The organism is Calothrix sp. 336/3, from assembly GCF_000734895.2.
Taxonomy (GTDB): domain Bacteria; phylum Cyanobacteriota; class Cyanobacteriia; order Cyanobacteriales; family Nostocaceae; genus 336-3.
In genome coordinates, this window is record NZ_CP011382.1 from 4,242,527 (window position 1) to 4,255,691 (window position 13,165).

Annotated in this window: 10 protein-coding genes and 1 tRNA gene; 8 read left to right on the plus strand and 3 right to left on the minus strand. The window is 43.2% G+C overall.

Going from position 1 to position 13,165, the window contains the following annotated elements; all coding sequences use genetic code 11:
• Positions 1-80 precede the first annotated feature (80 nt).
• Positions 81-3,119, plus strand: coding sequence for a hybrid sensor histidine kinase/response regulator (locus tag IJ00_RS17700; RefSeq protein ID WP_035155069.1), 3,039 nt, complete (start codon positions 81-83; stop codon positions 3,117-3,119).
• Between the two features lie 40 nt (positions 3,120-3,159).
• On the opposite strand, the gene IJ00_RS17705 is transcribed toward IJ00_RS17700, so the two are convergent.
• From IJ00_RS17705 to alr, 3 genes are all read right to left on the minus strand, one after another.
• Entirely contained in the window at positions 3,160-4,008 is an 849-nt protein-coding gene (locus IJ00_RS17705; protein ID WP_035155072.1) for a hypothetical protein, read from the minus strand.
• 210 nt (positions 4,009-4,218) lie between these two features.
• A tRNA-Leu gene (locus IJ00_RS17710) sits at positions 4,219-4,300 on the minus strand.
• Between the two features lie 54 nt (positions 4,301-4,354).
• The gene (gene alr, locus IJ00_RS17715; protein WP_035155075.1) at positions 4,355-5,542 is read right to left on the minus strand and encodes an alanine racemase; all 1,188 of its coding nucleotides are present in this window, start codon (positions 5,540-5,542) and stop codon (positions 4,355-4,357) included.
• Between the two features lie 302 nt (positions 5,543-5,844).
• Between alr and IJ00_RS17720 the strand changes: the two genes are divergently transcribed.
• From IJ00_RS17720 to IJ00_RS17755, 7 genes are all read left to right on the plus strand, one after another.
• Positions 5,845-6,342, plus strand: coding sequence for an HNH endonuclease (locus IJ00_RS17720; RefSeq protein WP_035155078.1), 498 nt, complete (start codon positions 5,845-5,847; stop codon positions 6,340-6,342).
• A gap of 650 nt (positions 6,343-6,992) precedes the next feature.
• Complete coding sequence (locus IJ00_RS17725) at positions 6,993-8,288, plus strand: bifunctional oligoribonuclease/PAP phosphatase NrnA (RefSeq protein ID WP_035155081.1); 1,296 nt, start codon at positions 6,993-6,995, stop codon at positions 8,286-8,288.
• A 65-nt stretch (positions 8,289-8,353) separates the two neighbouring features.
• On the plus strand, positions 8,354-8,848 hold the full coding sequence (sixA, locus tag IJ00_RS17730; protein ID WP_035155084.1) for a phosphohistidine phosphatase SixA: 495 nt from the start codon (positions 8,354-8,356) through the stop codon (positions 8,846-8,848).
• A 111-nt stretch (positions 8,849-8,959) separates the two neighbouring features.
• Complete coding sequence (locus IJ00_RS17735; protein WP_035155087.1) at positions 8,960-10,096, plus strand: citrate synthase; 1,137 nt, start codon at positions 8,960-8,962, stop codon at positions 10,094-10,096.
• A 435-nt stretch (positions 10,097-10,531) separates the two neighbouring features.
• Positions 10,532-11,650, plus strand: a complete 1,119-nt coding sequence (nuoH, locus tag IJ00_RS17745) for an NADH-quinone oxidoreductase subunit NuoH (RefSeq protein WP_035155092.1) — start codon at positions 10,532-10,534, stop codon at positions 11,648-11,650.
• An 84-nt stretch (positions 11,651-11,734) separates the two neighbouring features.
• Positions 11,735-12,319, plus strand: coding sequence for an NAD(P)H-quinone oxidoreductase subunit I (ndhI, locus tag IJ00_RS17750; RefSeq protein ID WP_035155095.1), 585 nt, complete (start codon positions 11,735-11,737; stop codon positions 12,317-12,319).
• A 103-nt stretch (positions 12,320-12,422) separates the two neighbouring features.
• Positions 12,423-13,022, plus strand: a complete 600-nt coding sequence (locus tag IJ00_RS17755; RefSeq protein ID WP_035155098.1) for an NADH-quinone oxidoreductase subunit J — start codon at positions 12,423-12,425, stop codon at positions 13,020-13,022.
• Positions 13,023-13,165: the final 143 nt, after the last annotated feature.

The window sequence follows — 13,165 nt, forward strand, 5'->3', positions numbered from 1 at the left end:
ATTTTCTCTCCTTTGTTATCCGTCCATCATATCTGAGTCTTCACCATTGACTATTGACTCATGACTAAGGAAAAACCATCATGCCGCAGGATAAAGAATTAGAAATCCAGATGCAGTTTCTGGAAGAAGCAACTGATTACCTGAATACCTTGGAAACTGTCTTATTAGAGATTGAAAGTAGCCGTCGCATTGCCCCAGAGAAAATTAACGCTTCTCTGCGAGCTGCTCACTCTATTAAAGGGGGTGCTGCCATGATGGGATTTCGTTCCCTCAGTGATTTGGCACACCGTTTAGAAGATGCGTTTAAAGTTCTCAAAACTCAAAAAAATTCCCTAGAAATTGATACAGAGTTACAAAATTTACTGTTGTCGGCGGTGGATTGGCAACGGCAAATTGTGGAACTCCATCTGGAAGGAAATACTGTTGAGGAAGAGTGGTTAGCAACTTTTTGTTACCCAGTATTTACGGAACTACACGACCGTTTAGGTGAACCTGCCCCAGAAGATGCTAGTACCATTCTTTCACCAGAGGATGGGCAAGATATCATTCCCCTATTATTTCAGACAGAGGTCGAAGGCTGTTTGCAACGCCTAGAATCGGTGTTAGCCAGTCACGAGCAAACCTGCTTACAGGAAGAAGTTGCCATCATGGCGGCAGAATTGAGCGGTTTAGGAGAAATGTTGCAAATTCCAGCATTCACCCAACTCTGTGAATCCATCAGCCACCATCTAGAAACAGCAACACCAGGAGAAGTCCCCACCATTGCCCAAGCAGCACTCCAAGCATGGCGGCGATCGCAAGCACTAGCTATCACTAACCAATTGGAACAACTACCCACATCCCTAGAATTGGGTACCAATGTTGTCATCCCCATAGTCATTCCACCCGGTAATACAGAAGTATCAGCATCCTCTGCGACTTGGATGGATGAAGATATCATCGCGGCTGATTTTGAGGCTCTAGAAGCAGCTTTTGCTGAGGAAAGTCGTCTGAGTGATATTGAACTGGAACCAGTTGCCTTTGTGACTGAGGAGAGTTCTACCACTGAATATGTCAGCAATTACCATTATGAAGAACATAAACCTGAACCCGTTGCCAACCCCAAGGAAAAGGAACAGCAGGAAAGTTCTGTACGTGTTCCAAGCAAACAGTTAGAACAGATTAATGATTTGTTTGGAGAATTAATCATTCAGCGTAATGGCTTGAATTTACAGATGGAAAGACTACGAAAATTAGTCCGTAATCTCAGCCAGCGTGTACAAGTACTCGAACGAGAAAACCAAGAATTAAGAACAGCCTACGACCAAATGTCCATAGGTGTGGTGACGAGTTTATCACAATCTGTTCCCGCGATCGCTGAAAGTAATACTTACCGAAGTCTTACCCCAGGCAACTTTCGAGATAGTTTTTCCCAGGAAGAAGACTCAGAAACGACGGCAATCACTAGTCGATTTGATAGCTTAGAAATGGATCAATACAATGATTTCAACCTACTATCCCAGGAGGTAATGGAAACCATTGTCCAAGTCCAAGAGGTGACAACAGATATCCAGTTAAGTGTGGATGATACTGACCAAATTGCCCGAAAATTAAACAAAACCTCCAAACAATTACAAAGAAAGCTCACCCAAGTGCGGATGCGTCCCCTCTCGGAAGTTGTCGATCGCTTCCCCCGCGCTTTACGAGACTTATCTGTGGAATATGGCAAAAACGTCCAATTACAAGTTACAGGGGCAAATACTCTCATTGAGCGTAGTATTCTCGAAGCTTTAAACGAACCTTTACTCCATTTACTGCGTAATGCCTTTGACCATGGTATAGAAGATGCCGCAACACGCAAAGCCCTAGGCAAGCCAGAACAGGGGACAATTGAAATTACCGCCACCCACCACAGCAACCGGACAATTATTACTATCCGTGACGATGGGCGAGGTATTCCCCTAGATAAAATCCGCGATCGCGCCCTTTCTATGGGATTAGATGCCACACTCATATCCCAAGCGACAGATGAAGAATTACTCTCCCTGATTTTTGAACCAGGATTTACCACCTCAGAGCAAGTTACAGCACTTTCCGGTCGTGGTGTTGGGATGGATGTTGTCCGTAATAACCTCAAGCAAATTCGTGGTGATATTAAAGTTGATACCATTGCAGGCAAGGGCACAACTTTCTCCCTCTCCGTACCTTTTACCCTATCCGTGGCACGAGTACTGCTCGTCGAAAGTAACCGGATGTTCCTTGCCTTCCCTACAGATGTCATCTCGGAAATTTTCCTCCTAGAAGATAAACAAATTTTCCCCATGGGAGGGAATGAAGTCCTCAACTGGCAGGGCAAGATGTTACCTTTGATACGTCTTGGTCGTTACCTGGAATTTAACTGTTCTCGCTTTGATAACCCCAGCCTGGAAACAGCCCCAGCTATCAATGCTTCTAGCGTATTAATCGTCAATCAGGGCAATCAACCTGTCGCTGTCCAAATTGACCGTTGTTGGGGAGAAATGGAAGTTGCTATCCGTCGTGTCGAAGGTAATATTCCCTTGCCCAATGGTTTCAGTAATTGTACTATTCTCGGTGATGGACGAGTGGTTGCCCTTGTGAGCATCAATGAACTGCTGTACTGGATTGCCAGTAACGAGCGCAACCCATCACAACGTATCAACCAATTACCATCTGCCAGATTAAAAACTGTATTTCTTTCCTCTACCTCCGAGAGTTCAACTACTCCACTCCAAGAACAAAAAGGAACTATCCTAATTGTCGATGATTCCATCAATGTTCGTCGTTTTCTCGCCCTTACCTTAGAGAAAGGTGGTTATGAAGTGGAACAAGCAAAAGATGGGCAAGATGCCATTGAAAAATTACAAGGAGGTTTAAAAGTACAGGCTGTTATTTGTGATATAGAAATGCCCAGAATCGATGGTTATGGCTTTTTAGGTCGCATAAAATCTAACCATGAATTCCAAAATATTCCCGTTGCTATGCTCACTTCTCGTAGTAGTGATAAGCATCGTCAATTGGCAATTCAGCTAGGAGCGAGAGCCTACTTTTCCAAGCCTTATAATGAACAAGAATTATTGAGAAAATTAGAGGAAATTATCTTTCCTGTCGGTGTCAGTTAAAATTACCCAATTTTCATAAAAATTCATTTTTAACAAGTGATTATTCATCCTCAAAATTGTCTCTTTTTTGTGGATTAGAGTCACCTGTCTCTAATTGTCTCTGTTGCAGATTATGTGCAGCAAACTGGCGAACAAAATCAATCTTGTCTGCCAATAGTCTGTTTAAAGTCTCCAAAGAAGTTCCAGGATTACGCGCAACATTCCTTCGGACGTAAACGTAACTATCACTTGCCAACTGATTTAAATGCACTTCCCAAGTCAGGGGATTATCCGCAATTTCATAACGACTCATCTCATTCAAATGGGAATTATTTACCAAGATATTTAAAATTCTTGGATTACATTGGGGATTATGTAACACATTCGCTAGTACGTTACCTTTTTTATCTTGGGCTAACATTTCTAAAATCGATTTTTCAACATAAATATTACTGGCAACCCCAGCGCGCACCCATGGACTTTTATCTTGAGCTAATAACCATAGAATCCTTTGCGGAGTCTGAGAATTTTTTCCAACATTGGCACGAATATATTTACTTTCGTCCTTAGCTAGTGAACTGAGAAGATGTTCCGGAGTCTGGGGATTTTGGGCAATTCTACAACGCACCCGGTGTTCCCCATCCTGAAATAAAAGTTCTACAATATCCTCTGATATCCGAAGATTACCTGCCACAATGGCACGAGTTCTAACTTGCGGATGGCGAGATAATTTTTCTAAAATATCCGCAGGGGTATTAAGGTGCCTTGCAATATCACGAGACATTCCCTTAAAGGGATAATCAGTAAATATTTGCCTGATAATATAGGCAGGTGTTTGTAAATCCTTAATCAGTGCAATTCGATTATATTTATACTTGAGATATTCCGCAGTACATCCTTCCATACTCATATCCCATAACCAAATTTTAAGGAGCTTCCACCTATTCGCAAAAATTGGCTGATATTTATTTCAATAAATAGCTATAGAGAAAACTAGTTTCCCACTTATCTACAAACTTCTTAGATATCATAAAAATTTCTCGTGCAAAAGCCTCAAAGTGATAATCTAGGCAATCACCATTAAGTTACCAAGGCTTTATTTTTTCCAAATTTGAGAAAATGCGGATGATAGGACTTGAACCTACACACCTTGCGGTACTAGAACCTAAATCTAGCGCGTCTGCCAATTCCGCCACATCCGCATCAGTTTTTTATCATACCATAGATAAATAGATTTTGCCAACAATATTTTTTTGCTACATGATAGCTACACGAGGCAAGCGATGTTTGAAGCCACAGAGGATTTCCCAGGAAATTGTTTTTAATTGATGTGCCCAATCATCAGCAGAAATACATTTATCTCCTTCCTGCCCCAAAATTGTGACGATATCTCCCTCCTGCACATGGGGCAAAGTGCTGATATCAATCATTAGTTGATCCATGGTAATTGTGCCAATTTGGGGGACGAATTGACCATGAATTAATACCTGCATTTTTTGTGATAGATTTCGTGGCACTCCATCTGCGTAGCCAATACCCACCACAGCAATAGTCATTTCACGGGGGGCAATAAATTGATGTCCGTAGCTGACACCATCTCCACGGGCAATAGTTTTGACTTGTGTCACCCTTGCCTTAACTTGCATCACTGGTTTAAGAGCGATCGCTGATCGCAAATGATTCGCTGGGTAGAGTCCATAGACTAATAAACCAGCCCGCACCATATCATAGTGTAAATTCTCATCACTTAAGGTGGCGGCAGAATTAGCTAAGTGTAAACAAGGTACTTCGATACCTAAACTTGCAATTTGGGCGATCGCCTCCTGGAAGCGTTGTTGCTGTCTGCGCATAATTGTCTGATCCTCGCTATCAGCAGTTGCCAAATGGGAATAAACACTGGCAATTTGTAACCGTGGCAAACGCTGTACCAACTGCACAAACTCAGCTGCCTGTTGCCAGCTTGTACCCAACCTCGACATCCCCGTATCTAGCTTGATATGTACAGACAAAGGTGCGGTATAGTGAATATCTTCCAGGGTATCCGCAAATACTAAAGCCTGTTTAGGGCTGCAAAGAGTCGGCTGTAAATTCCAGTGGGCGATCGCGTGGATTTGTTCTGGAGTATAAGTAGCACCTAAAACTAAAATAGGTGATTTAATCCCCGCCTCCCGTAACTGAATTCCCTCCGGAACCGTTGCCACTCCTAACCAATTTGCCCCCGCAGCAATAGCAGTTTGAGCAACAGTTACTGCCCCATGTCCATAAGCATCAGCTTTGACTACTGCCATTAACTGAGTCCCAACAGATAACTTACTCAGTAATTGCTGAACATTATCCGACAAAGCTGCTAAATCAATTTCTACCCATGCACGCTGGGAAAACCAAGCATAGGGATCACACTGTTCGTAGGGAACAACACCTTGAGACTGTTCACGACTTAACATAATTCCTCACTCCACTCACACCAATCCTTTCCAGATTATCTATATATACATTTAAGTATCAGTTTCTCTGGATTAATCAGGAAGTTTACCTTCCCAAAAATATTGAGGCAAGTATTAGGACTTTTATTCCCCTCGATCACCTAGAGGAAAATCTGTTTCTCTCAGTAGCTAAGTCGCCAACTCAATCAAATATTTTGTTCACCTGACTTTCCTTTCCTTTAATGTATAAATTATTCTCATCAACACAACAGGTTGCATATGTGTTAATATATGTAAAATGAAAAGCCTGAGCGTCTATCTCAATGGGGAAGGTTTTAGTCTTAAACGCCTCTTACGAACCGCTCAATATAACGAGCTGGCGTCGCGCTGCTGTTTTGTTAATTAAGGGCAAAGCAGAGCGAGTAGAACACAATGGTAGGTTTCTGTACGCTGATTTTCCATTACCCACAGTTATTCGTTTACGTCATTACGTGCGTGTTCCCTATAAGGAAATTCCTTTGACCCGTCGGAACATCCTGCACCGCGATGGTCATACTTGTCAGTATTGTGGGTACACAGGTGATGAACTAACCCTCGACCATGTGATGCCGCGATCGCGGGGTGGTGGAGATAGTTGGGAAAATATAGTCACAGCCTGTGTCAGGTGCAACGTCCAAAAGGGTAGTCGCACACCAAGCGAGGCGCGAATGCCTTTGCGACACCCACCCCGTAGACCATACAGCAGCTTATACTTCGAGGTCAGTAAACACCTCAAAAGTGGTACTCACAATGAATGGCAAAAATATGTTATAGGTATGTAGTGTTCATCATCTTATCCGCATCTACTAAATAGCCCTGCTTGAAGTGAAACTTTCTCAAGGTTATAGTAGCCAAGATTAGGGTCTTACTTGCCATTCTTGGTTAGGGAACTGCGATCAGCACACCTAAATTTTTACGATTTATTAACCAACTTTGCCATATTAGCACATATCCAATTTTTCGCAAGTACTTTTGGAAATGGCAAAACAATTTATTTTGGGTATTTGTTATTGAGTTGTGGGCTGAAAAACTCAAAGAAAAGGTTTTAGCTGGGTTTCGGCTTTGCCTACAGGCATTTTTCCTATGATGACAAGACGCGATGTTGGATTCATTCCTGTCCCGGCTTGACGGGATTTGCTACTTCGCCAAGCCTATTTAAGGACACAATCCTTACTGGGCAAAGATTTAGATACAATTATTCCTCAACCGATATATTCATTTCCAGGGGGAGAAGTATATCTGCCCATCTCCTATGTATGATTGATTTAGCTGTGAGATTTTTAACAGGCAGGTATAGAATCTTGAACATCTTTATATTTATATTTTCATATTTTTTGCGAAGATCATGAAGTGTGGCTCAATCATCGAAAAAGTGATTGTAGTTTCCCGTGATAAATCAATTCAGCCCCACACCGACCATCTTAGTTAATCTATGCGATTTAAATCTTCTTTGACTAAATTCGAGAATTCCTCACTGGCAACAGATTTTGCCTCTGACTCGGGAAGTGATGATCCAGAAATAGAACAGGAGCCTCCAGAAGTCTCCTTGCCAAAATCTATTAGTGGGTTATCGACAGTTGAACCGACAACTGTTCTGATGCAACGTAGCCCTTCTTTGATACAACAGAAGGCAGAAGAATTACGTAACACTCTGGTGGCACACCGACACGATCGCCACCTGATTTTACTTCAGGATTTCCCCGACCCCGATGCCCTTTCATCTGCTTGGACTTATCAGCTTATAGCCCAGCAGTACGATATCAAGTGTGAGATTATCTATGCCGGAACTCTCAGTCACCAGGAAAACATCGCCCTAGTCAAACTTACTGGATTACCCGCCCAACGGTGTACCCTACCCACCTTCCGAGAAAAAGATTTATCCTCGTACCAGGGTTTTGTCCTCATCGACAACCAAGGGACAACTTCCCAGCTAATGCCATTAGTACAGCAGGCAAGAATTCCCCTGATAGCTGTAATTGACCATCATAATTTACAGGGGGATTTAAAGTCAGAATTTTTGGACATCCGCCCCTATGTACGGGCAACTGCAACTATTTTCACCCAATATTTGCAGACGGGGCTATTGCCTCTAGATAGCAGTATTCCTCAACACGTCAAGTGTGCCACCGCTTTGATGCACGGCTTGCGCTCCGATACCAATCGCCTCATGCAAGCCCAAGAAGAAGACTTCATGGCGGCAGCTTACCTAAGTCGCTTTTATGATGCTCAGTTATTAAATGCCGTTCTGCAGGCAAACCGTTCCAAACGGGTAATGGACGTAATTGAGCGATCGCTAAAAAACCGTATCGTTCAAAATAACTTTTCCATTGCTGGCGTTGGTTACTTACGCTACGATGACCGCGATGCTATTCCTCAAGCTGCGGATTTTCTAGTCACAGAGGAAAACGTACATACTGCCGTAGTTTACGGTATCGTTCACGATGAAGATGAGGAGCTAGAAGTAGTCATCGGCTCCTTGAGAACAACCAAACTCACCCTAGATCCCGATGAATTTATCAAAGAAGCCTTTGGTAGAGACAGCACTGGGCGCTTTTTTGGGGGTGGGCGCACTAGTGCAGGAGGCTTTGAAATTCCCATGGGATTTTTATCTGGCGGTAATGAAAACTCCGCCTATGCAAAAATGAAATGGGAAGTATACGATGCTCAAATTAAGCAAAAGCTGCTGAGATTAGTTAACCCCAGAGATAATCCAATCCAGTCTGAATAGTAAGTAGGGAGTAAGCTCAAAGGGTGTAGGATATTTTTCTATCACCCATTACCATTTCTTTGATTGTGGAACTCTACCTAATTCGTCATGGCATTGCTGAAGAAAAGCATCCAGACATCTCCGATGCTTCCAGAAAGCTAACTAAAGATGGAGAGCAAAAAACCAAGAAAGTTGCCCACCGTCTACAAGAGATGGGATTACAGTTTGATGTTATCGCTTCCAGCCCTCTGGTACGAGCTTGGCAGACAGCAAAAATTCTTCACAATGTGGGATTAAGTTCCCAAGTTGAAGAATGTTCCCATCTCGCGCCCGATGGGAGTATCCATGATTGGGTTGGAGACTGGCTAGAACCCAGAAATTATTCTCCCTCAACTCAACTAGCTGTGGTCGGACATGAACCAAATTTAAGTAATTGGGCAGAGTTTTTGGTTTGGGGTGAGGTAAAGGGACAGTTGGTCTTGAAAAAAGCAGGTATGATCGGGGTACAGCTACCAGAAACAGGCTCAGTATTTGGTCGATGTCAGATGTTTTGGCTGACACCTCCTAAGTACTTGCTTTAACAGTTGTTCCACGGTTCCATCAGAATTCGTGTGATGAAAGATACTGTTATGGCAACAAAGATTTCTGGTAATTTAGCCTGAGCAAATCTTTTTGAAAGCAATGGTGTTGCCATGATGGTGTGCGAATTCAAGCCCGGTTTGGAAGGCATTCCTGCCGCCCAATCTGGTATTAGTTTTGTTGATGGGCAAAAGGGATTATTGGAATATCGTGGCATCCGGATTGAGGAATTAGCAGAAAAAAGTAACTTTTTAGAAACTGCTTATCTTCTGATTTGGGGTGAGTTGCCCACGAAGGAAGAATTGACTGCTTTTGAGGAAGAGGTACGCTATCACCGCCGGATTAAGTATCGTATCCGCGATATGATGAAAAGCTTTCCTGAAAGTGGTCACCCGATGGATGCCCTACAAGCCTCTGCTGCGGCTTTAGGCTTATTTTATTCACGCCGTGATTTGCATAATCCTGTCTACATTCGGGATGCCGTAGTGCGTCTGTTAGCAACGATTCCAACAATGATTGCGGCGTTCCAGTTGATGCGAAAGGGGAATGATCCTGTACGCCCAAACGATAATTTAGATTATTCTGCCAACTTTCTCTATATGCTGACAGAGGAAGAACCAGACCCATTGGCTGCGAAGATTTTTGATGTGTGCTTGATTCTTCATGCCGAGCATACAATGAATGCTTCCACTTTTAGTGCGAGGGTGACAGCCTCAACCTTAACAGACCCCTATGCCGTCGTAGCTAGCGCTGTGGGAACTCTGGGAGGACCTCTCCATGGGGGGGCGAATGAAGAAGTAATTCAGATGCTGGAAAATATTGGCTCTGTAGAAAACGTTCGCCCTTACATCGAAGATTGCTTGCAAAAGAAAGCCAAGATTATGGGATTCGGACACCGTGTTTATAAGGTGAAAGACCCGCGGGCAACAATTTTACAAAACTTAGCAGAGCAATTATTCGCCAAGTTTGGGCAAGACAAATATTACGATATTGCCCAAGAGATGGAACGAGTAGTCGCAGAAAAGTTAGGTCACAAAGGAATTTATCCGAATGTTGACTTTTACTCTGGTTTGGTGTACAGAAAAATGGAAATTCCCACGGATTTATTTACACCAATTTTTGCGATCGCCCGCGTTGCTGGTTGGTTAGCCCATTGGAAAGAACAACTGGCTGAAAACCGTATTTTCCGCCCTACCCAGGTTTACAGTGGTCTCCATGGTATGGAGTACACTCCTTTAAATCAGAGGTAATGGGTAATGGGTAATGGGTAATGGATAATGAATGACTGTAATACTGAATTTCCTCTAATCCCCCACCCTATTACCCATTGCTGATTCCTAAAATTTGTGAATTCTAATTCATACCATAAGTAGAATTTCTCATCTGCACCGGAAGGGTGAAAACCATCCAGGGATATACTAGGCATGGGAATTGCAAAAAATCTTAAATAAAGGCTGGTTAAGGCAAAGATTATTGGTGGGTAAATTCACAATTATTTACAAGTGAGGATGGAACAAAGAAGAGAAAAAGGAGGGTTTCACCAGCTGAAAGCACAAAAAAGTGCACAGGGGTGGGGTATTTAATTTTGAGGATGAATATTTTTCTATTGATGCTCGACACAGTACCCAGAATTTTTCTTTTATACTTCCTAGCTTCAGCCTCCAATTGACTTCAAGAGCGGAAACATGAATTCAGGAATTGATCTGCAAGGAACATTTATTCAATCCCTGATGGATTTGGGATTACCTGCGGGTACAGCCAAAGCCATCTGGATGCCCCTGCCAATGATTTTGATGATTATTGGAGCCACGGTAGGGGTTTTAACCTGCGTTTGGCTAGAGAGAAAAATTTCGGCGGCAGCGCAGCAGAGGATCGGACCTGAGTATATTGGACCTTTGGGTTTATTAGCTCCTGTCGCCGATGGTTTGAAATTGGTATTTAAAGAAGATATCGTTCCCGCCAAATCAGACCCATTTCTATTTACCCTCGGTCCGATTATCGTGGTTCTGCCAGTATTTTTGTCCTATTTGATTGTACCCTTTGGGCAAAATATTCTCATTACCGATGTGGGTATGGGTGTGTTTCTCTGGATTGCGTTGTCCAGTATTCAGCCCATTGGCTTGTTGATGGCGGGCTATGCTTCCAATAATAAGTACTCCCTCCTAGGTGGTTTACGAGCCGCAGCCCAATCTATTAGTTATGAGATTCCCTTGGCATTAGCTGTACTGGCGATCGCCATGATGTCTAATAGTCTCAGTACCGTCGATATCGTCAATCAACAATCAGGTTACGGTATTCTCGGTTGGAACGTCTGGAGACAACCAATTGGTTTCATGATTTTCTGGATTGCGGCTCTGGCAGAATGTGAACGGATGCCCTTTGACTTACCAGAAGCTGAAGAAGAACTAGTTGCGGGTTATCAAACAGAATATTCCGGAATGAAATTTGCTCTGTTCTACCTCAGTTCCTACGTCAATTTAGTACTTTCTGCCCTTTTGGTAGCAGTCTTATACCTTGGTGGTTGGGAATCCCCCGTACCTCTGGACTTACTTGCAGGGTGGTTTGGTGTCAGCGAAACTGACCCTGTATTGCAGATTGTTACTGCTTCCTTGGGTATCACCATGACTGTACTCAAGGCATATTTCCTTATTTTCCTGGCAATCTTGCTACGCTGGACTGTGCCTCGTGTACGTATTGACCAGTTACTCGATTTAGGCTGGAAGTTTTTGCTGCCAGTGGGCTTAGTTAATCTACTATTAACAGCAGCTTTAAAACTAGCTTTTCCTGTCGCCTTCGGCGGTTAGTCAAATTTTTGGTTTGAGATTTGAGATGGCAGTAAAATCCCAAATCCCAAGCCTAAAATCCCAAACGAGAGAGAGACACGAACCATGCTCAAGTTCCTGAAGCAAGTAGGTGATTACGCCAAAGAAGCAGTCCAAGCCGGACGTTATATCGGTGAAGGTTTATCAGTCACCTTCGACCATATGCGCCGCCGTCCTGTCACTGTTCAATACCCCTATGAAAAACTTATACCTAGTGAGCGTTTTCGGGGTCGGATTCACTACGAATTTGATAAATGTATTGCCTGTGAAGTCTGTGTGCGGGTGTGCCCAATTAACTTACCTGTAGTCGATTGGGAATTCGATAAAGCCAGCAAGAAGAAAAAACTCAAACACTACAGTATTGATTTTGGCGTTTGTATTTTCTGCGGCAACTGTGTGGAGTATTGTCCAACAAACTGCCTATCAATGACAGAAGAGTATGAACTCTCCACCTACGATCGCCATGAACTCAATTATGATAACGTGGCTCTTGGTCGCCTTCCCTACAAAGTGACCAACGACCCCATGGTGACTCCCCTGCGCGAGTTAGTTTATCTCCCCAAAGGGGTGATGGACCCCCACGATCTTCCCGCCGATGCACCCCGTCCGGGCGCTCGTCCAGAGGATTTAGTGGAAAATACTAATGGGTAATCAGCAATAGGTAATGGGCTGGAAATGACTATTTACTGCCCTTGGGCAACCCATTACCAAGCTTAAAATACATCAAATTGACCATTGACAAAGGATTAAAATTGTGAATCTGGCAGAAGGAGTACAATTTGTTACATTTAGTATCCTGGCAGTGATGATGATTGGGGCAGCACTCGGTGTAGTGCTGTTTTCTAGTATTGTCCATGCTGCCTTTATGCTAGGTGGTGTCTTTATAAGTATTGCAGGGTTATATCTCCTGTTAAATGCTGATTTCGTTGCCGCAGCTCAAGTACTCATCTATGTAGGAGCGGTGAACGTACTAATTTTGTTTGCCATCATGTTAGTCAACAAGCGGCAAGACTTTGTTCCTTTCCCCACAGCTTGGGTACGCAAAGCTTTAACTGGGGTGGTGAGCTTGGGATTATTTGCCCTTCTCAGTACGATGGTTGTTGTTACACCTTGGGCACAAACCACCACAACTCCTGCTGAGAATACTATTGTTTTGATTGGTGAGCATTTCTTTACCGACTTTTTGCTGCCTTTTGAACTCGCTTCGATTTTATTGCTGATGGCAATGGTCGGTGCAATTATTTTGGCACGTCGAGAGTACTTACCAGAGCCAAGCAGTGACTTACAACAAACAGTCTTAACATTACCTGAGCGTCCCAGGGAGCTAGTCTCAGCTGGTAATGATAAGGATTAGTCCCACAATTTGGGATTTTGGATTGTCAATTTGAGTTTGATTTTATTACCTGAGCCTAGAGTTAAAGGGCGAGGTGCAGAACAAGCAAAAATATTTATCATCTAAAATCTTAAATTGTCAATCAATACTCATAGCTAACTGGT